This is a genomic window from Cupriavidus sp. 05L310 (assembly GCF_056398185.1).
This window is the reverse complement of the sequence record NZ_JBFTOX010000006.1, coordinates 44,417-71,117: the sequence shown is the minus strand read 5'-3', so window position 1 is coordinate 71,117 and position 26,701 is coordinate 44,417. Positions and strand designations below refer to the sequence as shown.

23 protein-coding genes and 1 riboswitch are annotated in these 26,701 nt (G+C 61.2%); of the genes, 8 read left to right on the top strand and 15 right to left on the bottom strand.

What is annotated here, in order from left to right; genetic code table 11:
• The first annotated feature begins 51 nt into the window (after positions 1-51).
• Genes AC1DS6_RS05470 through AC1DS6_RS05460 form a run of 3 tightly spaced genes read left to right on the top strand, consistent with a single transcriptional unit; the run spans position 52 to position 5,210 of the window.
• Positions 52-1,809: a long-chain-fatty-acid--CoA ligase gene (locus AC1DS6_RS05470; RefSeq protein ID WP_441625087.1), complete on the top strand. Its 1,758-nt coding sequence runs from the start codon at positions 52-54 to the stop codon at positions 1,807-1,809.
• A gap of 58 nt (positions 1,810-1,867) precedes the next feature.
• Complete coding sequence (locus AC1DS6_RS05465) at positions 1,868-3,070, top strand: acetyl-CoA C-acyltransferase (protein WP_441625085.1); 1,203 nt, start codon at positions 1,868-1,870, stop codon at positions 3,068-3,070.
• Positions 3,071-3,128: 58 nt separating this feature from the next.
• Positions 3,129-5,210, top strand: a complete 2,082-nt coding sequence (locus tag AC1DS6_RS05460) for a 3-hydroxyacyl-CoA dehydrogenase NAD-binding domain-containing protein (protein WP_441625083.1) — start codon at positions 3,129-3,131, stop codon at positions 5,208-5,210.
• An 87-nt stretch (positions 5,211-5,297) separates the two neighbouring features.
• Here the strand turns inward: AC1DS6_RS05460 and AC1DS6_RS05455 are convergent, their stop codons facing one another.
• Positions 5,298-5,810 carry a 6,7-dimethyl-8-ribityllumazine synthase gene (locus tag AC1DS6_RS05455; protein WP_441625081.1) on the bottom strand — a complete coding sequence of 171 codons (513 nt, stop codon included), beginning with the start codon at positions 5,808-5,810 and terminating at the stop codon, positions 5,298-5,300.
• Positions 5,811-5,890: 80 nt separating this feature from the next.
• Positions 5,891-6,044, bottom strand: a riboswitch (FMN riboswitch).
• A gap of 255 nt (positions 6,045-6,299) precedes the next feature.
• Between AC1DS6_RS05455 and AC1DS6_RS05450 the strand changes: the two genes are divergently transcribed.
• Positions 6,300-7,145 (top strand): hypothetical protein, encoded by an 846-nt coding sequence (locus AC1DS6_RS05450; RefSeq protein ID WP_477102235.1) that lies wholly within the window; start codon positions 6,300-6,302, stop codon positions 7,143-7,145.
• A 107-nt stretch (positions 7,146-7,252) separates the two neighbouring features.
• Here AC1DS6_RS05450 and AC1DS6_RS05445 read toward each other — a convergent pair whose 3' ends face one another.
• The 4 genes from AC1DS6_RS05445 to AC1DS6_RS05430 all read right to left on the bottom strand — a co-directional run bounded on the left by AC1DS6_RS05445 (position 7,253) and on the right by AC1DS6_RS05430 (position 11,434).
• Complete coding sequence (locus AC1DS6_RS05445; RefSeq protein ID WP_441625077.1) at positions 7,253-7,675, bottom strand: VOC family protein; 423 nt, start codon at positions 7,673-7,675, stop codon at positions 7,253-7,255.
• A gap of 133 nt (positions 7,676-7,808) precedes the next feature.
• Positions 7,809-8,474: a dihydrofolate reductase family protein gene (locus AC1DS6_RS05440; RefSeq protein WP_477102234.1), complete on the bottom strand. Its 666-nt coding sequence runs from the start codon at positions 8,472-8,474 to the stop codon at positions 7,809-7,811.
• A 322-nt stretch (positions 8,475-8,796) separates the two neighbouring features.
• Positions 8,797-10,197, bottom strand: coding sequence for a hypothetical protein (locus AC1DS6_RS05435; RefSeq protein WP_477102233.1), 1,401 nt, complete (start codon positions 10,195-10,197; stop codon positions 8,797-8,799).
• A gap of 919 nt (positions 10,198-11,116) precedes the next feature.
• A complete protein-coding gene (locus AC1DS6_RS05430) occupies positions 11,117-11,434 on the bottom strand; it encodes an ArsR family transcriptional regulator (RefSeq protein ID WP_477102232.1) in 318 nt (105 codons plus the stop codon).
• Positions 11,435-11,989: 555 nt separating this feature from the next.
• Between AC1DS6_RS05430 and AC1DS6_RS05425 the strand changes: the two genes are divergently transcribed.
• Both AC1DS6_RS05425 and AC1DS6_RS05420 read left to right on the top strand, forming a co-directional pair.
• Positions 11,990-12,193 carry a hypothetical protein gene (locus AC1DS6_RS05425; RefSeq protein ID WP_477102231.1) on the top strand — a complete coding sequence of 68 codons (204 nt, stop codon included), beginning with the start codon at positions 11,990-11,992 and terminating at the stop codon, positions 12,191-12,193.
• Between the two features lie 602 nt (positions 12,194-12,795).
• Positions 12,796-13,152: a hypothetical protein gene (locus AC1DS6_RS05420; protein ID WP_441625067.1), complete on the top strand. Its 357-nt coding sequence runs from the start codon at positions 12,796-12,798 to the stop codon at positions 13,150-13,152.
• Between the two features lie 37 nt (positions 13,153-13,189).
• On the opposite strand, the gene AC1DS6_RS05415 is transcribed toward AC1DS6_RS05420, so the two are convergent.
• The 3 genes from AC1DS6_RS05415 to AC1DS6_RS05405 form a co-directional block, all read right to left on the bottom strand.
• Positions 13,190-13,678 (bottom strand): nitrate reductase associated protein, encoded by a 489-nt coding sequence (locus AC1DS6_RS05415; protein ID WP_441625065.1) that lies wholly within the window; start codon positions 13,676-13,678, stop codon positions 13,190-13,192.
• Between the two features lie 231 nt (positions 13,679-13,909).
• Positions 13,910-14,671 carry a helix-turn-helix transcriptional regulator gene (locus tag AC1DS6_RS05410; protein WP_477102230.1) on the bottom strand — a complete coding sequence of 254 codons (762 nt, stop codon included), beginning with the start codon at positions 14,669-14,671 and terminating at the stop codon, positions 13,910-13,912.
• Positions 14,672-14,951: 280 nt separating this feature from the next.
• Positions 14,952-15,722 (bottom strand): EAL domain-containing protein, encoded by a 771-nt coding sequence (locus tag AC1DS6_RS05405; protein ID WP_477102229.1) that lies wholly within the window; start codon positions 15,720-15,722, stop codon positions 14,952-14,954.
• 562 nt (positions 15,723-16,284) lie between these two features.
• Between AC1DS6_RS05405 and moaA the strand changes: the two genes are divergently transcribed.
• Positions 16,285-17,322 (top strand): GTP 3',8-cyclase MoaA, encoded by a 1,038-nt coding sequence (gene moaA / locus AC1DS6_RS05400; RefSeq protein ID WP_441625301.1) that lies wholly within the window; start codon positions 16,285-16,287, stop codon positions 17,320-17,322.
• 8 nt (positions 17,323-17,330) lie between these two features.
• On the top strand, positions 17,331-17,624 hold the full coding sequence (gene moaD, locus AC1DS6_RS05395) for a molybdopterin converting factor subunit 1 (RefSeq protein ID WP_477102228.1): 294 nt from the start codon (positions 17,331-17,333) through the stop codon (positions 17,622-17,624).
• A gap of 87 nt (positions 17,625-17,711) precedes the next feature.
• On the opposite strand, the gene AC1DS6_RS05390 is transcribed toward moaD, so the two are convergent.
• From AC1DS6_RS05390 to AC1DS6_RS05360, 7 genes are all read right to left on the bottom strand, one after another.
• Positions 17,712-19,151, bottom strand: coding sequence for an efflux transporter outer membrane subunit (locus AC1DS6_RS05390; protein WP_477102227.1), 1,440 nt, complete (start codon positions 19,149-19,151; stop codon positions 17,712-17,714).
• Positions 19,148-20,065, bottom strand: a complete 918-nt coding sequence (locus AC1DS6_RS05385; protein WP_441625055.1) for an efflux RND transporter periplasmic adaptor subunit — start codon at positions 20,063-20,065, stop codon at positions 19,148-19,150. Before AC1DS6_RS05385 ends, AC1DS6_RS05390 begins: the two co-directional genes overlap by 4 nt.
• Entirely contained in the window at positions 20,062-20,274 is a 213-nt protein-coding gene (locus AC1DS6_RS05380; RefSeq protein ID WP_441625053.1) for a DUF1656 domain-containing protein, read from the bottom strand. Before AC1DS6_RS05380 ends, AC1DS6_RS05385 begins: the two co-directional genes overlap by 4 nt.
• Before the next feature lie 43 nt (positions 20,275-20,317).
• Entirely contained in the window at positions 20,318-22,336 is a 2,019-nt protein-coding gene (locus AC1DS6_RS05375; RefSeq protein ID WP_477102226.1) for an FUSC family protein, read from the bottom strand.
• A gap of 294 nt (positions 22,337-22,630) precedes the next feature.
• Complete coding sequence (locus tag AC1DS6_RS05370) at positions 22,631-23,146, bottom strand: molybdenum cofactor synthesis domain-containing protein (RefSeq protein ID WP_441625049.1); 516 nt, start codon at positions 23,144-23,146, stop codon at positions 22,631-22,633.
• 83 nt (positions 23,147-23,229) lie between these two features.
• Positions 23,230-24,042: a formate dehydrogenase accessory sulfurtransferase FdhD gene (gene fdhD, locus AC1DS6_RS05365; RefSeq protein ID WP_477102225.1), complete on the bottom strand. Its 813-nt coding sequence runs from the start codon at positions 24,040-24,042 to the stop codon at positions 23,230-23,232.
• 1,080 nt (positions 24,043-25,122) lie between these two features.
• The gene (locus AC1DS6_RS05360) at positions 25,123-26,538 is read right to left on the bottom strand and encodes an aminotransferase-like domain-containing protein (RefSeq protein ID WP_441625045.1); all 1,416 of its coding nucleotides are present in this window, start codon (positions 26,536-26,538) and stop codon (positions 25,123-25,125) included.
• Positions 26,539-26,701: the final 163 nt, after the last annotated feature.

Sequence of the window (26,701 nt, the reverse complement as noted above, 5' to 3'; positions counted from 1 at the left end):
CGGGATATCGCCTCAGGATCACCAGGATCGCAGAGATCGCCAGGAGACAAGATGGAATTCAGAACCTATCCGGAGTTCAGCACCCACTACCCGCTTCTGCTCACGACCATCATGAAGCGGCCGGTGCGGATGTACCCCAACGAAACCGGCGTTGTCTACCGCAACCCGGCCACCGGGGAGTACTTCCGCTTTACCTGGATGCAGTGGTACCGCCGCGTGGCACAGCTTGCCAACGGACTGAGCGGCGAACTGAAGGCGCGGGCCGGCACGCCCGGCGAGCCCGGCGACCGCATCGCAACGATGGCGCTCAACACGCATCGCCACCTGGAGCTGTACTACGGCGTGACGGGCATCGGTGCCACGCTGCACCCGATCAATGTCCGGCTCTCGCCGCAGCACATCATCTACACGATCCGGCACGCGGGCGACAAGATCCTCTTTGTCGACGACACGCTGATGCCCTTGCTGGAGGGCATCTACGACCAGATCCGGGACGTAGTCGAGACGGTGGTCTATATGTCGGACAAGCCGGGGCTGCCGCAGACACGGATCCCCGGCATCATCCAGTACGAGACGCTGCTCGCCCGCCAGGCCGATACCTTCGACTGGCCCGCGCTGCACGAGGACGTCAACGCCACGCTGTGCTATACCACCGGCACCACCGGACAGCCGAAAGGCGCGACGTTTACGCACCGCCAGTTGTACCTGCTGACGATCCACATGATGGCGCAGCTCGCCATCGGCAACACGCCGGACCACGATATCGCCGATGGCCTGGGCACGCGCCTGGGCGAAGGCGCGGTGCCGCTGCTGAACACGCCGATGTTCCACATCCACGGCTGGGGCCAGCCGTTCGTCGCGGTCTACAGCGCGCAGAAGATCGTGCTGCACGGCACCTTCACCGTGCAGGGCTTCTGCGAGCTGGTGGAACGCGAGAAAGTGACTTCGGTCGGCATTGTCGCGACCATCGCGGCCATGCTGCTCGAGTATCCCGACCTCGGCAAATACGACCTCAGCAGCCTGGTGCGCGTCAGCGTTGGCGGCGGCGCGCTGCCGCTCGGACTCAAGCGCAAGCTGGAAGCCCTGATCCCCACCTTCCGCATGAGCTCCGGCTACGGCATGACGGAGACCGCGCCCACCATCGTCGGCTCGTTCATCAAGAAGACCATGCTCCACCTGGACCGCGACGAGACCGATGCCGTGCTCGTCAAGTCCGGCCTGCCGATCCTCGGCGTGGAGGTGGAGGTCGTGGACGAACAAGGCAAGCCGGTGCCGCAGGACGACCAGACCGTCGGCGAGATCGTCGTGCGCGCGCCCTGGACGACCGAGCAGTACTACCGCAATCCCGAGAAGAGCGCCGAGCTCTGGCAGAACGGCTGGCTGCACACCGGCGACATCGCCAAGGTGGATGCCGAAGGCTATATCACCATCGCCGACCGCATGAAGGACGTGATCCGCAGCGGCGCGGAGATGGTGCCCACGGTGCTGCTGGAAAACCTGATCGCGATGGCGGACTTCGTCCACGAGGCCACGGTGGTCGGCGTGCCCGATCCGCTATGGGGCGAGAAGCCCATGGCGCTGGTCAGCGTGCGCGCGGGCTACGAGGCCACCGAGGACAGCGTCATCGAGTTCCTGAAGGTGCATGGCGTTGCTACCGGAAAGATCACCAGGTGGATGTTGCCCAAGCTGGTGGCCATCACGCGGGACATCCCGAAGACCAGCGTAGGCAAGTACAACAAGAAGCAGATCCGCGACGACCTGGAGAGATTCCTCGCCATCGCCAGGGATGTGTCCCATCGTCATGAATGAGCATTGAATAGTGCATTAAATAATGCATTCCCAGACCTCAACGCACAGGAGACTTCAAATGCGTGAAGCAGTCATCGTATCCACCGCGCGTACGCCGATCGGCAAAGCCCATCGCGGCGCATTCAACAACACCCAGGCGCAGGAGCTTGGCGCCCACGCCATCTCGCATGCCGTGCGGCGCGCCGGCATCGACCCGGCCGAGGTTGCCGACGTGGTCCTGGGCTGCGCGGTCCAGCAAGGCTCGACGGGCGGCAACATCGCGCGCCAGGCACTGTTGCGCGCCGGCCTTCCCGTCACCGTGCCGGGCATGTCGATGGACCGGCAGTGCGCATCCGGGCTGATGGCAATCGCCACCGCGGCCAAGCAGATCATCGTCGACGGCATGCAGGTGACGGTGGGCGGCGGGCTGGAATCGATCTCGCTGGTGCAGAACGACAAGATCAATCGCTACCGGGCGCAGGATCCGCAACTGGTCCAGACGCTGCCGCAGATCTACATGACGATGCTGGAAACCGCCGAGATCGTGGCGCAACGCTATGGCGTAAGCCGGGAGGCCCAGGATGCCTATTCCCTGCAATCGCAGCAACGCACGGCCGCAGCCCAGGAAGCCGGCCGCTTCGACGCCGAGATCGTGCCGATGACGGCGACGATGCTGGTCACGGACAAGGCGACCGGCGCGGTCAGCGAGAAGCAGGTCACGCTCGCCAGGGATGAAGGCAATCGCCCAGGTACCACGCTGGCCGACCTGCAGGCGCTCAAGCCCGTGTTCAAGAACGGGCAGCGCGTCGCGGAAGGCGCATTTATCACCGCCGGCAACGCGTCGCAGCTGTCCGACGGCGCATCGGCCATGGTGCTGATGGAAGCGAAGGAAGCGGAACGCCGTGGCCTGCAGCCGCTGGGCGCCTATCGCGGCATGGCCGTGGCCGGCTGCGATCCGGACGAGATGGGCATTGGCCCGGTCTTCGCGATCCCCAAGCTGCTCAAACAGCACGGCCTGTCCATGGGCGACATCGGCATCTGGGAACTGAACGAAGCCTTTGCCAGCCAGGTACTGCATATCCGCGATACGCTTGGCATTCCGGACGAGCGCCTGAACGTATCGGGCGGCGCGATCTCCATCGGCCATCCCTATGGCATGTCCGGCGCGCGCATGAGCGGCCACCTGCTGCTGGAAGGCAAGCGCCGCGGCGCGAAGTTCGGCGTGGTGACGATGTGCATCGGCGGCGGCATGGGCGCCGCCGGCCTGTTCGAAATCTTCTAGGGACGGCGGTAGCCACCGGTATCAAGTCACCTACGCAGACCAATTGGAGCCAACCCACATGACAGCCGTCAACGCCGTCGCCGATCTCACCATTGAAGGCGACATCGCCGTCCTCACGCTCAACTCCCCTCCGGTCAACGCCTTGTCGGCTGCCGTGCGCACCGGCATCCTGGAGGGCGTCGAGCTTGCCATCGCCGACAGCAAGGTCAAGGGCATTGTCCTGACCTGCGCCGGCAAGACCTTTATCGCCGGCGCGGACATCACCGAGTTCGGCAAGCCGCCGTCCGGCCCGTCGCTGGCCGACGTGCAGGCCGCGATCGAGAACTCGCCCAAGCCCGTGGTCGCGGCTATCCACGGCACCGCGCTCGGCGGCGGGCTGGAAGTCGCGCTGGTCTGCCACTACCGCGTGGCCGCCAGGTCCGCCAGATGCGGCCTGCCCGAAGTCAATCTGGGGCTGCTGCCCGGCGCCGGCGGCACCCAGCGCCTGCCCCGCATCGTCGGACCCGCCAAGGCGCTGGAGATGGTGACGTCCGGCATGCACGTCGGGGCCGCCGCGGCTGCCGAGATGGGGCTGTTCGACCTGGTCACGGACGACGCCGCGCTGCGCGCCGACGCCATTGCCTTCGTCAGGCGCATCAACGCCGAGCAAAGGCCGCTGCGCAAGGTGCGCGACCTCAATGAGAAAGTGGAAGCCGCGCGCGGCAGGCCCGAGCTGTTCGCCGAGTTCCGCAAGGCCAACGCCCGCAAGTTCCGCGGGTTCGAAGCGCCCGAGTACAACATCCGCTGCATCGAGGCCGCGGTCAACCTGCCGTTCGACGAAGGCATGAAGGTGGAGCGCAAGCTCTTCCTCGAACTGATGAACGGCACGCAATCGGCCGCGCAGCGCTACTACTTCTTCGCCTCGCGCCAGGTCTGGAACCTGCCGGATATCCCCGCGGATACCCCCACCATCGACGTGAAGACGGTCGGCATCATCGGCGCCGGCACCATGGGTGGCGGCATTGCCATGAACATGCTCAACGCCGGTATTCCCGTCGTCATCGTGGAAACCGCGCAGGAAGCACTCGATCGCGGCGTGCGCACCATCCGCGCCAATTACGACAACACGGCAAAGAAGGGCCGCATCACGGCCGCCGATGTGGACAAGCGCATGGCGCTGCTGACCCCCACGCTGGATCTAGGCCAGCTGGCCGACGCCGACCTGGTGATCGAAGCCGTCTATGAAAACATGGACGTGAAGAAGGACATCTTCGGCAAGCTCGACAAGATCGCCAAACCCGGCGCGATCCTTGCCACCAACACGTCCGCGCTCGACGTCAACGAGATCGCCTGCGCCACGTCGCGCCCGGAATCCGTGATCGGCCTGCATTTCTTCTCGCCGGCCAACGTCATGAAGCTGCTGGAAGTGGTGCGCGGGGACAAGACGTCCAGGCCCGTGATCCGTACGTCCATGGAACTGGCGCGCAAGATCGGCAAGATCGCCGCGCTGGTCGGCGTCTGCCCGGGCTTCGTCGGCAACCGCATGCTCGCGCAGCGTCAGCGCGAAGCGCAGAAGCTGGTGCTGGAAGGCGCGCTGCCGTGGGATATCGACCGCGTGCTCTACAACTTCGGCTTCCCGATGGGCCCGTTCGCCATGAGCGACCTGGCCGGCCTGGACCTCGGCTGGATCCGTGAGAAGAGCAGCAGCTCGACGCTGCGTGAAATCCTGTGCGAGATGGACCGCCGCGGCCAGAAAACCGGCGCGGGCTATTACGACTACGACGAGAAGCGCAACGCGAAACCCTCGCCCGTGGTCGAGCAGATCATCCGCGACTTCGCCGCCAAACAGGGGAAGACGAGCCGCGTCGTCTCGGAGCAGGAAATCCTCGAGCGCTGTGTCTACACGATGATCAACGAAGGCGCGAAGATCCTTGAGGAAGGCAAGGCCATCCGCGCGTCGGACATCGACGTGGTGTGGGTCAACGGATATGGCTGGCCAGTGTATCGCGGCGGTCCGATGTGCTATGCCGACACCATTGGCCTGGACAAGGTACTGGCCACGCTGAGGCGCTTCGAATCCACGCTTGGCCCGGATTTCAGGCCGGCGAAACTGTTGGTGGACCTGGCCGCGCAGGGGAAGACATTCAGCGACCTGAAGTAAAAGCGGGCCGGCCGGGTGCTACCCGGTGATGTCATTGCCCGGCCAGCGCGGCGCCGCCGTGCTGGCCGGGCAAAGTCATGTGCGCAGTTAGGCTACCAGCTTGCCAAGGCTTTCAACGGTCTTGACGCAGGCCTGGGCCGCTTCCTTGCCTTTCACTACGAAATGTTCGCTGAAGAAGCGGCGATGCTCTTCGTGTTCGTGAAAATCCTTCGGCGTAAGCACCGCCGACAGGACCGGCACTTCTGTGTCCAGCTGCACGCGCATCAGTCCGCCGATGACGGCATCGGCAACGAACTCATGGCGGTAGATGCCGCCATCGACCACAAAGGCGCTCGCCACGATCGCAGCGTATCGCCCGGTAGCGGCCAGTTTGCTGGCGTGCAAGGGAATCTCGAATGCACCGGGGACTTCGAACACATCGATCACATCGCGGGAAATGCCTTGCGCGGCCATTTCCGCGAGGAAGGCGTCGCGTGCGCGATGGACGATATCGGCATGCCACTGGGCATGGATAAACGCAAAGCGGTTGGCAGCGGGAGTGTGCCGCGGGTCCGGCAGGCCGGCAGCGGATTGTTGAAACGAGGAGTAGGGCTGATTCATGGGTTGCCTTTTAGCAGGGGTTACCAGAATCAGGGCGCACGAGCCCGCGCCCCCGCCGCTTCCGGGCAGAGGCATGAACGTCGCGATTCTCTTTCATCCGGACTATGACCGTCGGCTTCGGAATCACACCGAATCTGCTGACCCCGGCCTTGGGGAAGCCGGGCGCTCGCGGGCTTATGCGAATCAATCGCCATCACCGCCGGTGGGGACTTTCACCCCGCCCTGAGAACGCTGCTGCGGGCCTTGGCCCGCAGCGCAGGCGATTATACGCCGGGAATGCGGATCGGGTTTTGGCCAGAACGGACTAGTCCGGACGCCATGGAAGGTATGGGCGCCAATCGAGCCGACGGCACCACCGGGATGAGGCGCCCGACCGTCGCGGAGAACGTGTGGCACCGCACGTGCAGCGGCCGTGAAGTTGTCGCACAATGCAAATCTCATCCAGGTTGAACCTCAGAGGCGAAGTCGCCACTTCCATGAGGAGACACGATGAACAGGATCATGAGCCGCCTGGCCATCCTCGTCGCATTGGGTCTTTGCTCCACTGAAGGCGCGCAGGCGTCTGACATCGTTTGCAAGGCAGCCCGCCGGGGAGCCTCGGCCAGCTGCGAAGACACGGTGGCAGGCGGGCAGCCATGCGCCAAGCAAAAGGGCAATCGCCGCCCGCCCGCGGATTCCCTGATCTGCGATTACGCACTCCTCTCCATAGGATACGACCGCATCTACGCCGAGCAGCAGAGGCTGCTGCGGCATGGCGCGATTCGCCAAGCGGATATTGTTGCGTGGCGCAAAAAGCGCGACGCCTGCGACTCGGTGACCTGCATGGACGATGTCTTCGCGCAATGGCACAGGTACGCCGCGCAGAGAAAGTCCACGCGAGTCGGCGCTCAACCGAAGGAGCGCGTCGCCATGCCGCTTGCGGAAAAGCCGCAGAATATCGAGGCTCGCGGCAAGCCAAGGCGTGGCGAAGTCGTTGTGTCTTTGCCGCCCAGGCAGAATTCGCAAGCGCAAGCTCCGCTGAACGTGACGCAACGCAGCACGGAACAGGCCGTACGCGCCCCCACGACCGACACTTCGCTGCGGAATTTGCCGGTGAAGCCTCCGGTGATGCCGGTCGCAAGCAAGCCATCTCCCGTCGCCAGGGGCTCGTTTGGCGCGCTGGCTTGCGCTGGCGTGATCGGTGTGGGCCTGGCCTACCGGCGGACGCGCAAACGGCACGGCGGCTTCCCGAGAGAGCACGCACCGCACGCGCCCGTACCGGCGGCCAGACTCGTCCTGTTTGCGCTGATCGCCCTCAATTTGCTGCTTCTGCTCCTGGCGCTGGTGCCGGCATAGGAAGCCATGCGTGCCGGGGCAAGTGGAAGCAGGCTCATGACGCGCGCAAACCCGCAAGCCACGCGCGCCATTGGCACATACACACGCCCTGTGCTTCGTCAGCCACCTCAGACTGGCAGCGGTTCACCATTGACGATCCACGGGGTGCCGAACTTGTCGGTCAGCATGCCCCAGCGCCTGGCCCAGAAGGCCGGCTGCATGGGCATGGTCACCTGGCCGCCGCTGGCGAGGGCAGCAAAGACCTGCTCCGCTTCCGCGGTGGTCGCATAGTCGACCGCGATGGACACCCCTTTGATGCCCTCATAGGGCAGGTGCGCCGGGCAATCTCCCCCGAAAAGCGTGCCACCGCCAGGCAGCACGAGCCGTGCATGCAGGATGCGATGGGCGAACTCCTTCGGGATCTGGTCGGCCATGGGTGAGTCAGCGCCACTCATCAGCACTTCGAGCTTGCCACGGAGGGCTTGCTCGTAAAAGCGCATGGCTTCGGCGCAATTGCCGTTGAAGGCGAGGTATGCGATGGCTTGGGTCATATGGATTCCTTTCGCTGTTAGCTTGGCGATCACAGGGCCGAACCGGTCGTCCCCGCACTGGCACGACGCGTGGACAGCCCGCGGATCGACAGGACTTGCCCTCTTGTTACAAACTTCCCGGACGTTGATCCGGTCACGCCGCGGGTGCCGCGGCGGCCCGCCGCGTCAGAACGGCATGCATCGCCACCGGCGTTCCCACATGCTCGGTGCATTCGTAGCCCAGGCCTTTCAGATCGATACCGGTCAGCAGGGGCTCTCCGGCGCCCAGCACGGCCGGCACCATGGCCAGGTGCAGCTCATCCACCAGGCCGGCGCGCAGATACTGCCGCACGCTCGCTCCGCCTCCGCCAAGCCGTACGTCTCGCCCGCGTGCCGCATCCCTCGCCTGCTTCAGCGCATCATGGATACCTTCGGTGACGAAATGAAAGGTTGTGCCGCCGTCCATCGAGACCGATTTGCGGGGATGGTGGATCAACACGAAGACCTCGGTGTGGTAAGGCGGATTGGGTCCCCACCATCCTTTCCAGAGATCGTCGGGCCATGGACCACGGACAGGACCGAACATATTGCGACCGATAATCCAGGCACCGACGTTGCTGAATCCGCGCGCCGCGAAATCGTCATCCACGCCCGTCGTACCGCCATCGCCGCCGAACATGTGCCGGAACGTGCGCGTGGCGATGGCCCATTCATGCAACGCAGTGCCTCCCACGCCAAGCGGATCCGCCAGGCTCTGGCTTGGGCCGGCGCCGTAGCCATCAATGGAAACCGAAAAGCAGTGAACTCGTAACCTGGACATACGTGCCTCTCCGTGAATGCCATGTCTTTTGGCGGACCAGCGCTCCGGCCCGGCCTGCGGATCGCAACGCGCGCCGCATCAAAGCTTAGACGATCGAGGACACGCGGTATCGACAGGCGATATGAAGAATATCGTCTCCCTCCGTGTTCCTTATCACCCCTCGCATCGCACAGCGGCATTGCCCCGTTTTCTGCCGATATATGCGGAAGCTAAAACGTATCGGCCGGGTGGCGCGCTTGCCGGCCCGATGATCCTGGTCGACGATGTTGTTTGGCTCCCGGCCTCCAATGAGAATTGGCAGCAGAAGGCATGCTACGCGGGGCTACTTGTTGAGTGGCGTGCATTCCTCCAGCCTGGAGTAGCCATGCGCTTCGATTACCGCAGGCGCCACAATGATGTACCCCAGTGATCTCAGTAGCGTCACCGCTTCGATTTCGGCGTCGGCGTGAGGCGCTCGTTTCGAAGACGCTGCGAAGGTTGCGGCCGATCTCGGCGTCGCATCGTCCGGAAGCTCGCGGGGCTGGCCGTCCTGGTTGCTGGCAACGAGTTCGCAGCGCTGCACATTGGGTCTCCAGGTGACCTCCACCGCAGTACAGAATTTGCTGGTGAAAAGCCCCAATTGCATGCTTGCTTTCAGCCATGCCACGAAGGACTCGCGAGATGCGGGCTGATATCCTTGCAGCACAGTTTCAAGATTTTTCTGCGGCAATCCCTCCGTTGTGGGGGAAGGCTCTTCCAGCAGTGAGAGCTGCAGCGCGACGCGCTCGCGGTCGGCTTCCTGGTAGATCAGGCATTCCGCGTCAACCACGCCTTCGCGCAGCAGTTCGCACAGCAATGCCCAGCCCCTGGGATTCTTCTCAATGCTGCCTTCCAGGCCAGGGTCCAGGCTCGCTAGAATGGCGGCCATCGATTCGTGCCTGCCAGACGTGACTTCCACTGCGAAGGAACCGGCATTGCGTGACGGGCTAGCCCGGCGGTAGAGAATCTGCAGGGACTCGTCCTTGTATTCCTCGATCTCGGCAAGGGTCTCGGCGGCTTGGATCCAGGCGTAGTTCTCGATATTCTCAGCAAGCTTTCGCGCGGCCCTGGCCATGTCATACGCAAGAATGCCAACATAGCTCTTGCACGCGGCGCATTGGCACTGGAGACGCCCGTAATGCAGAAATCCGGCATACACCCGTTCCTGATGCCCGCAATGATCGCATTCGAGCGCAAAGCCGCCCTGGCGCGACGGGCGCTGGATGGCAAGTAGCCCATCAACCTGGTATCGCGCCGGCTGATCGCAACATGGACAGTCCCAGATGATCTTGTGCGACCCATCGCGAGCCGCCACCCTGCCAAACTGACGCTCCAGCGCACTGCGCGGAATGCCCTGCGCCCGTCCAAGCACGTCGGCCGAGTAGCGCCAGTAGAAGTAGGAGTGAGCGGCAGCTGCCACCTCGGGGCCGTGCTCGCGCAACTCTTGTAGCACGCGCGGTGCGTGCCGAATCCGTTCGGAGAGGCTATCGACCATGAGGGATCTGCCGGGAACAAGCGCCTCCAGGGCCTGGCGGCTCTGCTCGACAAAGGCAGGCACATGGACGCGACGGATGGTGTCTTCGTCATTGAGCCAGCGCGAATGTCCCGGCAGCGCGTTAAGCGCATCGATGGCTTCCTTGAGTTCCGCTATCGGTGGACAGGCCAGGAAAGTAAACGGCTTGCTGAACAGCAATGCATCTATCATCGCATCGTCTCCGGCAGAACGGCGCCTCGCCCGGACGTGGGCGGGGTGCCACGAAAGCGCCTATGGTCAGTCAGTCAGTCAGTCAGTCGGCTCGGCACTTCTCAACCGATCCCGCCGCCTCTGCACGCACGCCCGGCCATCGCTAAAAGTGGGTGCCAGTGGGCGGGGCCCCAACAGCGCGGTATTGATCAGCCCGGCCGCAGGCACCGCACCCTTCAGGTAGTGTTGCGGGCGCGCCATGGCCCGGACGTCGGCGGAGAGAATAGTGAGCCAACGCAGCCCTCCGAACGGCTGAGTTGCCTCCTTGCGCGGGACGTCGGTGTAGAGCCGGAACGCGTATCGATCTGCTGGACGATATCGTCGGTGCCGCTCTTGAATCGCGGGCGCGCATGCTTTCCAGCAAGTCTGTGTAGAGCGAATGCACGACGATCGTGCTAAGCAGGCCAAGCGGCGGCGCGCCAGGTGCAATGGCGGTCGTACTGATGCGTCCGAACGGACGCAGCAATTGCGTCAGTAGCTTGCGCACACGATTTCCCCCCGGAACGTGACGTGTGAACTGCGGACCTGAGCGATCAAGCGGCAATGGTATCAACAGGCTACCGCAGGGCCGCCGCCGGGGCGCGCCGAGTTGCGCGGTGCTGTTTTACCTGTCTCTACAACGTTATCCCAAATTGGAGCCGGGGCAAAGCCGAATTCGGTTGCGGAGTCCCCACTTACGTGGGGGATGCTCTATATGCTTGGTCAAGCATGAGGGACGGAAAGGATGCTGCCGCGCGGCGTGGCGAACAATTCGCCGGCTCGGTGCTTTTTGCAGCAGGATGTCAGCGCCAGGCCGTCTTGATGCTGCATGGGCTATCGTCCCGATCACCGCCCTACAGCCTCGAACAACCTCGGCTCAGACGGCGCCTGCCCTCCCAAGCTACTTGAAGGCCAATGCGCACAGTTCCTTCCCGCTGCCAGTGAGGCTTGCAATACCGGTTCCGTCTTCGCGAACCAGCACATCAACAATGCCCGCAGCCGAGAGCTCGGTGAGATACCGACGAAGCGTACTCATCTGCATCCCGCTTTGTTTGCTTAGTTTCGCCAACGACCACGGCTTTTCAGGAGCACCCTGTGCGGCACACCAAAGCTGTGCCAGCAGTTCCGCAAGTATGGGATCCATGCCAACATCATCGCCCGCAATTTCCGCCCCGATAGGATTGGTATCTTCTCCGATATTTCTTTTAATCGCTGACATCTGCTCGCCTCTTCAACAATGCGCAACCTGCGCCCACTCACGATAATAGTTTCCGCACTGGCAGGGATAGACTACAGAAGCTAACGCCACGTTGGAGCACAGATGGCGCACGCCCAATGCAGGCTCGCTAGCGAGCGCGACCCATGATATGCCCCCAACCGCACTTCCGGCTAGTAGCTAGTCAGCTTCTGCATCGGCACAATCCAAGCGATCCTCAAGCAGATCAAGATATCCCCTGGCGACCTTCACGATTGCATTGACACGGATGCGACCAAACGGGGGCACGTGGCACTCCGCCCGATGCCAAAGTCCCGCCGATCGTCATGCCGCGCCCCCGCGCGTGCGCTAGCAGTCGCCCCTCCATGGGCCTTGGCCTCATTCCAGAGGACTGTGCTTCTTTTTCTTCGGGCAAGGTGTACGCGTTGACAAGCTTCCGCGCCTACTAATATTCAGTCCACGGAAAGCGCAAGAACAAACGGTGTCCCGATCAAGCAAGCCACATGGGATGCGCCTTTCCGATACGTTTCTTTTAAAAAACAGATAGAGGGCAATACCATGAGCAACAAACTGATCAAGACGCTTTTTTCCGCCACCATTCTTGGCACGGCACTCCTTTCGATGGCCCAGGCAGGCGCCGTTACCGTGAAGGACAGTACCTTTTCCGGAGATGAATCCGGCTACAACCTGCATGTAGGCACTCGTGACCCGTACACCGACGGCGCCCGGGTTGACGACGCCCGCGATCCCTATACCGACTGAGCCAGGATCGGTACTGCCCGTGACCCCTATACCGATGGCGCCCGCAGCCAGGCCGTGAACACCTCCGACAAGACCTTTAGCGTCGCCGGTCGTGACCGCACCGGTGTCTCGGCACCTCCGGCAAACGCATCCGACAATAGCGAGCAGGCTGCCTGACAGTAACGGGCTGTCACTTCATCGGAAGTCATATTGGCGAATTGCTCGCAAAGCCAATATCCTCGATTCCAGGTATACATACTGAAACCTAAGCATCAAAATGAAACCTAGCATCAAACCGCTATTCCTTGCACTCGCCGGAGCTGCTGCTCTTGCCTCGTCGCTGTCAGCAATCGCAGGTCCGGACTGGACCGTCATCGAGCGCGCGCGCGCCGCGGCGATACAGTCCAAGCAGCATCAAAATCAAAAGCCGTCCCAATTTTCAGGTAGCACAACCGCCTCCGGCACTCCACAGAAGGCCGCATGACACGCTGCCACCTCCCTACTGCAAAGACATCAGGTTAGCGACCGCAGATCGAGATGCCGACTCTGCATCTGCACCGAGCGTCAGAGACACCGGTCGCCATACCTGCTGCCTTTCTCTTCCTGATTGAATTGAGATAACCATGCAAACCGCGCTACTGAAAACGCTGCTCTCTACCGCACTCGTGTGCGCGAGCGCCATGACTGCTTTGCCAGCTCAAGCCACCGCGCCGAGGGACAGCACATTCCCCGGCGACAAGTACGGCTATGACTTGCACCGGGGCAAGCGAGATCCCTTCACCGATGGTGCGCGCATCGACCGCTCCCGCGATCCGTTCAGTGACGGCGCACGTGCCAATGGCCCGCCCGCTCCCCTGGCGGACATCAGCCATGCTGCATCCGTTCTCCCAGGTTCGATCCAACTCGCCGGAATGGATCGAACCGGCCCCTCGGCGCCGCCGGGCCACAGTTCGGCTCCCGCAGACAGCATGCCTGCCTGAAAAGCGGTGATTCTGGCGTCGGGCAAATCGGCGCCAATCAGTCCGGTATCTTTGACCTGACAAGCCCAAACTCAAGCAGCGCAGGAACAAAGCAGTGGTTCTTGACGCCGCGCGCGGACAACTTTGTCAGCACATATCGCTTGAGAAGCGATAACCCGGACCAGACGTCGGGAGTCATCGGTGCCAATTCGACCAGGGAGAATTGCGTCAGGATGGCGTCAGGAATCGCAGATACCTGATGCCATGGAGAGCCCGGATCTGGCGTGAACTTCTCCGGCGTCTTGTTCAGATATTGCTGGACCAGGCGCTGAAGCTCCGACACGAAACCGCTCTCCTTCCCATCCGTGGCCGCCGGGAAACCCGCGAGCATCTCACGCGCGTCGAGAGGAAGGGCCTGCCACTCCGCAAGAGAGAATGTGTATCCATAAAAATCCAGATTGAACCGGACGCACATGGGTACGTATTTGAGGTTTTCGCACGCTTCTATCTCAAACACAAATAATGGCAATTTCTCATAAAGAAACATGTCGATCCCCTCAAACTGAAAACGCAGTGAGATGAAAGTCCAACGCCCTGTGCCGTTATCTCACGACGCAGGCAAACACCGCGTCCAAGCCACATCCCGTTGCGCGCCTAAAGTATAGGACACCGGGGGAATTTCCATATACGGGGAGCCGCACGTCGTCGTCCTGGCCGGCCCGTGCGAGAGGTGGCCGGCAGTGCAGGACCCCCGCCGGGTCCATGAGTACCCATGGCACTAGTCCCACCATCGTGTTGTGAGCAACCCCAGCGCAATCGCCTTCTGCACTGCCTGAAGCCTGCTCGAAACTTCCAACTTTCTCATCACATTACGCATGTGGTGCGACACGCCGTGCTTTGTAATGCCAAGAAGCCTCCCCGCTTCCCAGGAAGTCTTCCCCGCGGCAACCCACCTCAGGGTCTCTATCTCACGGGCGGTCAAACCCACTACAAAATTCTTCGATGAGAACAGGATGGACTTGACGGAATTGACGGTACGCTGCGCAATGGCCGGACCGTACAGTTTAGCGTTGCGAAATTCCGGGCCTTCCGCATTGAGCGGCCGCGCGCTCAACAGAGCAAGGAATCCACCGGTCCCTCGTGGCGTATGCACGGCCAATATGATTGCCGCGCCCATTGTCGAGTCCGCCGGAAGTGAGAGATCCGGGCTCTCTCTCTGCAACTGGATACGTCCGGCCCATAGCATAGGCACCAATGAATCGAGTGCCTCGCTCGCAAGCGTTGCAAGCACCGGGCTGTAATCCTGCAAAGTCAGATTTCGCCCGTTCGAGAGGTTTGTCAGGCTTCCAACCGAAGACTCCCTCCCCGTCACATACAGGTTGTACTGCAGGTGGAAATGCGTGAATCCGAGAAGACGGGTGGAACGTTCCAGGTTTCCACAAATGTCCTGGATCTTACTGGACCGATCAATATTTGCCAGAATCTCTGTGTGAATATCCGCTAAACCATCATCAACGGAGTTCTGCTTAAGATGAATCATACGTCCGAACAAGCGTTACCGCACCTGCAAAAAATCAAACTTCCACGCATGGACCGCGATACGCATCCTTCATGGCTCCGGAGTCAGTGTATAGGGGTTGCCTTGCGCCATCAGTTACAGACGAGCCCTCTCCCAAAGAGCACAGCTGGCGCCAGCAAGGAGCCACGACAGGAAGTCGTCACGATCTCTCAGAGAAGGTGCAAGTGCGACGCCCGCACCCGCACCGAGGTTCATCTTCCGGACCTTCCCGTTCGTGCGGCTACGCGACACTTCCCAGTGCCTATGGAATCCCGGGCCAGAGCATGCATGGCGGCCTGGGCTTCCCGAATAAATAGCCTTGCCCGAAACCAACACCACATGCGGTCACGATCTCACGCTGCGCACCGGTTTCGATACCCTCCGCAACGACGTTGGCGCCAAATCGCGCAGCCAATCCGCATATCACTTCCACGATATCCTGGCTTCGCTTGTTCTCCACAATATCCACAATGAACGCTCTATCTATCTTTATGCAATCAAAATGAAAGAGCTTTAGATATAGCAAAGAAGAGAAGCCGACACCGAAGTCGTCGATACAAATCCTGAAGCCACACCGATGCAGGCGGCCCATGGCCTCCGCCGCCCCGTCAATGGCAGAGAGCAGCGTCCGTTCCGTCACCTCGATCTCGATCAGGCTTGGTTTGATATCGTTCCTCGCGGCAAATTCCAGCAACTGCTCGCGAAAGGCCGAACTGCATAGCTGCCTGGGCGTGGCATTGATACTCAATGGGAAACAACGCTCACCGACGGTGTATGGATCCAGCGCCTGTAGCGCTTGCGCCTGAATCTGATTGGCCAATGCCTCCGCCTCGAATACCTCCAGGAAATCGGCGGCACGCAGCACCGTATCTCCAGTCTTGCGGCGAAGCAATGCCTCATAGCCGAAGGTCCCGCCATCCGGTAGTCTAACTATCGGCTGGAGGTCAAAGAAGAACTTATGGCTCGCGAGCGCTTCTCGCGCCTCGATGCACTCTCGGATCACATTTTCTCCGCGGATAATGTCGCCAATCACATTCAGGTATCTGCAACAAGAGGCTTCAGGGATGCGGATCCGTTGTCCCTTCGCCTGACCAGGTGTGACGTTTAAAGTCTACCGCGATCCAGCAATCGCTCCAGCTACACCGTTGTGTAGTGGGTTAGACAGGTGGAATCGACGCAGAGCCGCGTGCGGAGCACCCTAGGCAGCCTTCTTCGCACCGAGATATCGGGCTTGCCGCTCCAAGCGGCTCCGGCTCCTCTTCGCTCATCCCTGCCGGCCATCTGCGACGGCGCAAGCGACTGACATCCCCGACCCGCACTAGCGATCCGACCGGCGGAGCCGCCCGGAACTGTACTGCTACAACGCGTAGTCCACTGTATGCGGGGCCAACAGGCCGTCACCGCTATGCTCCCAGTCAAGTAGAAGTCGCAAGTGCCCTGCCGGCCCCTTCGATGCATCCCGGCAAATCACCGGCTGACAAGACAACGCCATGCGCGGCGTAAAGGACATTAAAGTGAGTACAGACGCTAAGGCTGGAGTCCAAGATCCCTTTCTGTTTGAGAGCCCCTCTGCCTTCGATGCCATATCGACGCGCATGCCTGTCTGCCTGGATCAGCTGCAACGGCCGCTCAAGAGCCTGCGCCTATCGGTGATTGACCAGTGCAATTTCCGCTGCACCTACTGCATGCCAAAGGAGATCTACACAAAGGATTATCCTTTCCTGAAGGCGGGATCCCGGCTTTCTTTCCAGCAGATGGTCTCGATTGCCAAAGGGTTCGTCAGTCTGGGCGTCGAAAAGGTCCGGCTAACTGGCGGAGAACCGCTCTTGCGCAAGGATATTGAGAAACTCGTCGAAGCGCTTGCACGGCTTACCACCCCTGATGGAAGGCCCGTCGAGATCGTGCTGACCACAAACGGCACACTCCTTGCTGCGAAGGCGCGGGCATTAAAGGATGCTGGCCTGGCCGGAGTAACCGTCAGCCTTGACAGCCTGGATGACGCGGTCTTCCGGCACATGAACGACGTCGGCTTCCCTGTCGGCAAGGTATTGGACGGCATAGAGGCCGCCCGGAACGCAGGGATCGATACCGTCAAAGTCAATACCGTTATTGAAAAGGGCGTCAATGATAGTCAGATTCTCCCACTGGCAAAATACTTCCGGCATAGCGGTGTGACCCCGCGCTTCATTGAGTTCATGGATGTGGGTGGTGCCGAGTCATGGTCCATGCAGCGTGTCCTGAGATCGGAAAACGTAAGGGACCGCATTGCGCAGGCATATCCCCTGGTTCCTCGTCCGGGATTTCGCGGCAGCGATACGGCGCAACGCTTTTTGTACACCGATGGCGGCGGTGAAGTGGGGTTCATTTCGAGCGTTTCCAAGCCGTTTTGTGGCGACTGCACGCGGGCGCGGGTCTCCGCCGATGGTCGGATGTTCTTGTGTCTGTTTGCTGAGCGAGGCGTCGACCTGCGGCAGTGGCTCACCGAATCCACCTCGCCAGAGGCGCTGCGTGATGCGATTCGCTCACGCTGGGAGCGACGAGACGACCGTTATTCCGAGCTACGTACCGAGAGACTGGCCAGCAACGGAAAGAAGTCGTATCCGACTGTCCGCATGTCGCTGGTCGGCGGCTAGGTATTCCCATGGTCAGCTTTAACCCTTATGCATACGGTAAAAAGATGAGGCTAACAATCAAGTACTTTGCAAGTATCCGCGAGACCGTAGGGGTCTCCGAAGAGGTAGTCCATGTTGATGCGGATTCGCTCACGGTCGACAGCCTCAAACAATGGCTTGCGCAGACACGGCCAGCGCTTCAAGACGCGTTTTCGGACGATCGCCCCGTACGGGTAGCCGTCGACCATGCGGTCCGGCATAGTGCCTTCCCGCTACTCGACGGAAGCGAGATCGCTTTCTTCCCGCCTGTTACTGGTGGCTGAATTTCTCTCGCAAAAGAGGGCCGCGCAAATCTCCATGCGTTACTCTTGGCAGTGCGCTGGTCCTTGCCGGAAGGCGGGACGAGTTTTTCACTTCGTTACGTCCGGGCTATTCTGCCATCCGCCACCCAGGGCCAGGAAGAGATTGATCTGGTCGATCGCCACCTCACTATCCGACGCCGCCACGGCCGCGTCAGAACCGGCCAACGTACGGTCTGCGTCGAGGCTGGACAGATAGGGCGCGCGGCCGGCCTGGTACAGGAGCCGATTCTGCCGCGCCGCCTCGCTCGCATTGTCCCGTGCCGCCCTCAGGGCGAGGTTGCGCTCCAACTCCCTGGTATAGGCGCTGAGCGCGCTTTGGGTTTCCTGCAACGCCTTGAGCACCACGCCATCGAAGTTCGCCAGCGCCGCATCGGCCCCCGCCTCCATGCGGTGAATGCGTGGCCGCACCCCGTTGGTCGGGAGGTTCCATGTCAGCATCGGGCCAAGGGCCCAGTGAGCGGTCTGCCCCGTACCGAGGTCGCTGAGCAGCCCCGTGAGGCCCGCCGATGCCCCGATGCTGACCGACGGATAGAGATCGGCCGTGGCCACGCCGATTTTTGCCGTAGCCGATGCAAGCTCGCGCTCGGCCTGCCGTACATCGGGCCGGCGCTTGAGCAGCGCAGCACCATCCCCCACCGGAATCGCCTGGCGCAGCTTCGGTTCCTCGTGGCACTCCGCTTCTGCCACAGGAAGCGCGGCCGGCGGCTTGCCCAGCATGACGGCCAGCCGGTATGCGGCCCTCTCCTGCTCTGCCTTGAAGTGCGGAAGGCTGGCCCGCAAGGTCTCCGCCTGGGCTTGCGCGCGCAGCGCGTCGACCGGCTGCCCCCGCCCGGCGGCGACCATCTTGCGGGCGATGTCCACCCCACGCTCCTGCAACGCCAGTTGCCGCTCGGCCACTTCATACTCATGCGTGGCCGCGCAGCCTTGCACATATGCACGCACGGTCTCTGCGACAACCCCGACGCGTGCCATGTCGAGCGCGGCCTGACTCGCCTCGGCGCTTGCAAGGGCCGCTTCGTCGGCACGTTCGAGCTTGCCGAAGAAATCAACCAGGTAGGACACGGAGAAGCCAACGTCGCCAATGCTGAAGACCGGTATATTCTCCTTCATCAGGAAGCTCTCGCCAGAGATCTGGGTGCGCTCTGTTGCCGCGGAGACGCTTGCCTGCGGGAGGTTGTCCGCTTCCACCTCGTGATACATCGCGATGGCCCGCCGCAGGTTAGCCGCAGCGACCCGCAAATCGGTATTGGCAGTGAGCGATTCCCGGACCAGCTTGTCCAGCTTCGGGTCGTCGTACAGGCGCCACCAGGCGTCCGGCACCGGCGCCAGGGAAACCGCCGGATGCTTCGTACCAAGCAAGGGGCCATTGGCCTGCGGCGCATGCACGGCGGCATGCGCCGGCACATGGTAATCAGGACCGACCGTGGTACAGGCTTGCAATAGCGGCATCAGTACCGGTAGCAGGGCAAGGCTGAGTCTCTTCTTCATTTTGACTTCTCCAGTTGCGCCACGCCTGGATGCGCCTGCCCTGCCATTGGCGCTTCCCGCACGGCAACTGTCGCGGTACGGCCGGACACAAGTCGTACGCCGGACGGCACGTCATCAAGCGCGATGCGCACCGGCACGCGTTGCGCCAGCCTCACCCAGTTGAAGGTAGGATTCACATTCGGCAGCAAATTGGATCCACTGCTACGGTCGCGATCTTCGATGCCGGCCGATATGCTCTGAACGTGTCCGTGCAGATGCTCGCCCTCGCCCATGATTCGCACGTCCACCGGATTGCCAATACGTATGCGATGCAGCTTCGTCTCTTCAAAGTAGCCCTCCACGTAAATGGAGTCCACATCGATCATCGAAAGCACCGGCCGGCCGGTCGTCACATAGTCTCCCAGCCGTGGCAGCCGGTCATTGAGATTGCCGTTCACCGGGCTAACGACGTTCGTGCGGGCAAGGTTGAGCCGCGCGAGGTCGACGGCTGCTTCGGCTTGCGCCAAGGCGGCCGCGGCCTGATCGACCTTGGCGAAACCCTCTTCGACGACCTCCTTGGAGACCACCTCGGACAGGGTACGGTTGCGTTCTGCCTCCCTGCGTAGCTGCGCCAGCGAGACGCGCTGCGCAGTCGCCGTAGCCAAGGCCTGCTGCAAGGCAAGCTCATAGCGGGCCTGGTCGACCACGAAAAGGAGCTGCCCACGCGTCACCTGCTGGTTGTCCTTGACCAGGATACGCGTCACCAGCCCCGACACATCAGGCGCGATCTGCACGATATCGGCACGCACATGGCCGTCACGCGTCCACGGCGCGATGGTGTAGTAATCCCATAGATGCCTGACGACAAAAAAGGCAACCGCCGTGGCGATTAACGTCAGCGCCACAGAGCCGAGCGAACGAAGATGGATTTTCATGATTGAAGCGAACGCGCAATGGCGACTACGCCGCCTAGCACGATAAGGTAGATGGCAAGATTGAAGAGCGACCGATGCCACACCAACCGGTAGAAGCCGAAGCGGGCGAGCAGCGCGCGCATGCAGGTAGTGATAGCAAAGGTCACCAGCATCAACGCCAGCAGGGTAGGCACGAAGACGCCATAAACATCGATCTCGCCGCTCAGCATGTTCCCTCCGTGTACAGCGCGGTATCCGAAGGCCATTGCCGGATCAAGGTGATACCTCCTGCGATTCTTTCCCTATCGGATACAAGGTCAGCCGGAGCACCACCAGGGCAGCCAGAGCATGTCGAGTGCCGTCGCCCGGGAAGGCGGCAAGTTCTCCGATGGCCTTCTCGATACATGCGCGGAGCGTGGCTGGCGACGCCGAACCCGTCCCGGTTCCGAGCCGGGCGCGAAAATGGCTCGCGACGGCGTTCAACACACCGGTTACCGCCCTGCGCGCCTGGGGTCGCATGGCGGACAGACCGCGCCGCAGGGCCAGCAAGCTGAATCCGATTTGCAACTCGGCGAAACCATCCGAAGGCATGTTCCCGACGCTTGCCGTCAGCCGCGGCGCAAGTTGGTTAAGCCGGTCCACCATGCGGCCACCCAGCTTTGCCACTTTTGGTGCTTCGCTGCAGGTGGCAGCCTGCGCCAGGTCCTTCCAGCTCGCGCGAATCAGGCGGCGCGCCGCGACTCGGGCGCCAAACGGCCGTGTCGCCATGGCCCACAGAGGCGCGAACAGCATGCCGCCGATGCTCGCCAGGCTACCGTTGATGGTGGCAAGAAAGTTGGCGTCAAAGACACTCTGAAAGTTCGCGAAGGACGCCGTATTCAGCGACAAGAGCAGCGCGATGAGATTGAACCCCGGCCTTGGCAGCAGCAAGCCGATCCCAAGGTATGGCACTGCCAGCATGCCAGCCAGCGTCACGAAATCATGCGCATATGGCACTACCGCGAACAGGTAAAAGGCGGACACGGCGAAACAGACGCCGCTCCACCGCAAAAAGGAATGCGCCGCCGACCGTGGCTCCTCAATCGTGGCAAAGAAGCAGCTGGTGACTGCCGCCAGCACGACGGCCCCGGCCCCGGCCTCCCACTGCGACACGATCCACAGCAGGCCCGCGCAAAAAACAGCAAGACTGGTGGAGCAGGCATAGAAGAGCAACATGCCGTGATCATGATGACTGGCACGGTCGGCGGACAGCCCGCGCACCCTTAGCGGAGATTCGCTGGATCCGGTGGTCCGGTCGCCGATGCTGCGTTGCAGTGCCCGGCAATCTTCGCCCAACGCCGCCAGCGCGAGCAACAGCTCGTTGGCGGTAGCCACCAGGCTCGCATGCCAGCCCGGTGCCATCCCATTCGCGGCGGGGGGCGTGGCTGGCGGTATCTGGGTCGGTGCCGGACCGTAAAAGCCTCCGCGGATCCAGCGCGACATTTCGGTCATATGGCGGGCCAGGTCCTCGGGGATGCCAGCCAGTTGACTCCGCAACGCCCGCACTACACCTGCCAATGACGACAGCAACGGTAACAGCATGGCCATCCGCTCCCACAGTGCGCGGGCATTACGCAGGGACTCGGTACCCTCGGTGTCATAAGAGAGCTGCTTGATCAACTGGTCTATCGTGGAAATGTCGGATACCAGGCGATGCCGATTTTCATGCGAGAACGCATTCGAGTCCGGCGCGGCCGACAGAATTTCCGCGGCCCACTGCCCCGCGTCGCCGAGCCAGGCAGCCGCCCTGTCGCGCAAGGTCGGCGCCACTTTCGTGGGGAAGAACAAGGCACTCACCATGCCGGCGCAGACGATCCCGATGACGATTTCCTCGACGCGAGCGATGGCCAGGTCGAAGATTTCCACAGGCTGGCTGACCGCCGGCAGCGCAACGATAGGCAGTGTGTAGGCACTCAGAAGGAAGATGTAGTTGCGCGGTGCCCGATCAAGCAGGGATAGATAGAGCAGCGCGCCAGACCAGAGCGAAATCGCCCCCATCAGCAACACAGGCGCATTGACCAGGAGGGGCACCGTCACCACCGCGGCGGTTGCGCCCAGCAGCGTGCCCACTACGCGATAGGCCGCCTTGGCACGCGTCGCTCCCGTCACCGGATTGGACACGAGATAGACCGTCGCCATTGCCCAGTAGGGTCGGGGCAATGCAAGGGCGAGCGCGATGTACAGCGCCAGCATCGCTGCCGCATACACCTTTAGCGAAAAGAGCCATTGCCGTGCACTCAGCCAGCTAGCCATGTTGCACACCTGTATTCACGATTGATTCCATTTAGCATGGCCCATCACCAGACGCTCCGGGCCACGGCGACGGGTTGCAGAAGAAGCTTTAGCCAGCGTCCGGTCTCGACCCGGCGACTGCGAATCGCAGCCCGCTGATGTGTCGACCTTTCTCACCGCTGCTGCACCGGCACCGTGCAACCGGGCCGATAATCAGCGTGCCGCATCGCGTAGCCATCCATTGCGCCCTGATCCGCTGCGGGCAAGTATGGCCTGTGCACAATCAAATTCGACCATAATTCACGCTCGCTTGTATCACCCGCCTGTCGAAGCGAGGTGCGTCGCAAAGTTGCCGGGCAGGTAGGTGCAGTCCAACTGATCTCGAATGATTCCCTCCCACGCGGTCACGCAGGACTTGGTGGCTCCGGGAAGACAGAACAGCAACTTCCCGTTCGCGTACCCGGCCAGCGCACGTGACTGGATCGTTGAACTACCGACCTCCCCGTAGGAAAGCTGCCGGAAGATCTCCCCGAAGCCGGTTATCTCTTTGTCCAGCAGTGGCCTCACCGCCTCCGGGAGAGAATTCGCCAGGGAGAAGCCCGTGCCACCACTGCTGATGATCACCTGAATCCTGGAATCGGCAATCCACTCGCTAAAGATGCGACGAATCTCGTAGATGTTGTCCTTGACAATATCGCGGTCTACACATCGATGCCCCTCACGTGAGAGTACATCTACCAGATAGTCGCCGGAGCCATCATCATCCGGTGTTCGCGTGTCGCTCACCGTCATCACTGCACAGTTCAGGAACATATTGTTTGCGTGGTTCATTCGGTCTTCTCTTCCAGCCTCATTACGACGCAGCGCGCTTCCCGATCGCATCTTCGCGTCCGCGGCTTGCGGCGTGATTACGCTCAGATCTCGGTGTACTCAACGAAGCCGTCCTTCCTGCAGAAGCTCACAAGCTTCATGCCCGCCTGCTCGGCGATGCTGATTGCCAGGGAGGTGGGCGCGGAGATCGTGGCAAGCATTGGAATATTCATTCGCGCTGTCTTTCGCACCAGCTCGTAGCTGGCGCGGCTCGACAGAAAGACGAAACCCGCCTTCATGTCGATCCTTTTCATGGCCAGGGCACCGATGAGCTTGTCGAGGCCGTTGTGACGGCCCACGTCCTCGTACACGGCGAGAATTTCTCCTTCCGGATTGCACCAGGCAGCCGCGTGCACGCCGCCGGTCGCTCGCATGAGCAACTGATGGTCCTGTAGCGCCTCGGCAGCACGCGCAATGACGACATTCGTCGCGACAACGTGCATCGCCGGCGGTTCAATGCGTTCCGGGTGCAAGTCCAGAAGTTCAATACTCTCGATTCCGCATACTCCGCAGCCAGTCCGTCCGGCAAGCGCACGTCGTCGCCCCTTCAATGCGAGAAAGGATGGCTGTCCCACGGTCAGCTGCACCTCGGCGCTATCCTCGCGCATGAGCACCTCGATATCGAAGATCTCGCGGGCACTGCCGACAATTCCCTCGGTCAGCGCGAATCCAACTGCAAAGGCCTCCAGATCGCGCGGGGTCGCCATCATCACGGCATGTGAGATGCCGTTGAACACCAAGGCGATTGGAAACTCCTCGGCCACCTTATCGTTGTCCCGTGTCTGTATCACGCCACGGTGACGTACGATCTCGCGCTCCCTGAATCCGCTGCGCTCGCTCCGTTCTTCGCAGTACATTGGCTTGCCCATAGAAATAGTCAACGCGGCGACGATCGCCGCTCACTCGTAGTAGAAGTGAATTGCACTGAAGCCATTGTACGAACCGGTTGTCGGACACGAAGATACAGAATGGCCAACAAGCGAGGACTACAGATGCAGTCGTCGAAAAGCGATCGCGAGGCCGGGTTCAGCCGGGCGCTCGACATTGCGGCTTGCGTGAATCAAGACAGCCCTGTCGCGGAGACAGGACGCAGCCACCTCGGGATCGTTGTTCGATCGAGGCGAGGACAGGCCAGGAATATGAGAGAAAGGGTGCCCGGCAAATGGGGAAGCAGCACGGCCGCTACCCTCTAATGAGACGGTCAAGAGGGTGCCAAGGCCGACACTTACCCACCGCCGAAACAACACCAGCAATGTAGTCCTGGGCGTGAGGGAGTCACGGCTGATGGCAGGCGAGGGCAACCACACCCTGGGGTACTCTCTGCCCAAGTGCGCCTTACTTCTGCGCAGGCACCTCGGGCTGCCGGCACCAACACTTTGTGAATATGTTTGAAGCACCGCAGCACGTTCCACCTGACCGTCGAGATCCGGCACGTCGCGGGGACAGCGCAAGCTGTCGCTTATGATTCGAAATGATTAGATTTGGCTAGAAGCCAGGATGCTGCACATAAAAATGACAACGCCACCAAGCGCGATCAGAAACTCCACCGCCACCAGATATCTGTTCGAATCCGAATTTTCGTTCATTCCCACACCCTCTCGCATTGTGTGACTGGCGGCCCACTCAAACCACCGCAGCGGCGCAATGAGCCGTACGTGCATCAGGCTACTGATTCCGCGATTCTCGAACGGCACGCATCCAGTAATTTCACGAGTGCTATCGACGGACGAGACGCACTGCAAGAGTAGACGCCAGTGGCGTTGGGAGGGGCATACAGGGGCGCGAAGAAGCGGGGATAACAGTCTCGCGGCGTCGCGGAAGTTCGCCTCGCTCCGGCTGCCATGGAAGTGCCTTTCAATGCCCAAATCATACTCGAAATGCGCCTTTGGTCGCATTCATTCGCGTGCCGGAGGGGGCGCGCGGGCTCCAATCGAAACTCAAATGCAAGAGGTAACTATCTTGCCAAGCGTGATCAAGGCACTCTCCAACTGCGGCGTCCAGGCGTAGCTATAATTAAGGCGAATGAAATTCTTGAACCCATTGGATGGGGAGAACATATAACCCGGTCCGACCGTGATTCCCTGTTCGAGGGCGCTGCGATACAACTTCATGGAGTCTACGCTGTCCGGTAGCTCGACCCAGAGGACATAGCCGCCCACGGGGTGCGAAGTGCTTGTTCCGGCGGGGAAAAAGCGATTCACCATTGACACCATGATGCTAGCTTGCTGAGCGTAGGTACGCCTCACCTTTCGAAGATGATGATCATATCCATCATTTTTTAAATACTCGGCAATTGCCATCTGCGGGAGCGAGGGGGTCGTCAGTGTATTTAGGAATTTCAGCTTCTCCACTTTATCGCGATACCGTCCAGGCATGGCCCAGCCGATGCGATGGGCGACTGCAAGGCTCTTCGAGAAGGAAGCGCAATATAGAACCAGTCCTTTTTCGTCATAGGACTTCAGCGAACCGGGATGGCTCTCTCCATAATAAAGCTCGTTGTAGACATCGTTCTCTATGACTGGAATATCGTGTTCGGAAAGTAGCTTTACCAGCGCCCGCTTCTTCTCATCCGGCATCTGAAAGCCAAGAGGATTATGGAAATTTGGCATCACCATGCAAGCGGCAATCTTCTGTCCGCTGATTATCTTCGAAAGCGCACCCAGATCGATGCCCTCGCGAGGATCGGTCGCGACCTCGATTGCCTTCATCCCCATGCGCTCTATCGCATGCAGCATTGCGTAAAACGTCGGCGACTCGACGGCCACAGTGTCCCCATGCTGCGCCACCGCTTGCAGGCATAGGTTAATAGCCTCGGTTGCCCCGACCGTCACAATTATCTCGTTCGGGTCGACAGAAAGTCCATTTTCCAGGTGCCGCCGGGCAATTTGCCTTATCAATTGCGTGTTTCCGGGCGGCAAATCATCCATGACATCCCAGTGCGGATGCCGGCGCGCTATCGTGCTTGCATATTGATTAAGGCGCCGCCAGGGAAACAGGGACGGATCGGGATAGGGAGAACCAAAGGGAACGGCGTTGTGCCCGCGTATCGACCTAAGTGTGGATAACACAAGCCTGCTAACGTCGACCTCCGCGGAAATCGGAATCGGCTGTGATGCTCGCAGTTCCATGCCGACCGGCTCGCCTGCGCGCCGTCGTACAAAATAGCCGGACTGGGGCCGACTCTCAATAATGCCCTTGCTCTCCAGATGCACATAGGCACGTATCACCGTCGTCATGCTGACCTGGTGGTGCAGGCTGGTTTGCCTCACGGAAGGTATCTTTTCTCCCGGCAGGAGTACCCCATGCGAGACCATGGCCTCGATCTCGGCAACAAGTTTCTCATATAGTTTCAAGCTGCCATCTCCTCAAGCTCGTGAGGAAGAGCGAAGTTGATCCGCCGCCACTTCGGCATGGCTTTCATTATAGTCATCAGGATGGCCGGAACGATAGCGAACAAACGCCTGACTGGCACCGAGCGCGTCCCCACCGGATACCATCAGGCAATAGCCCAAGAGA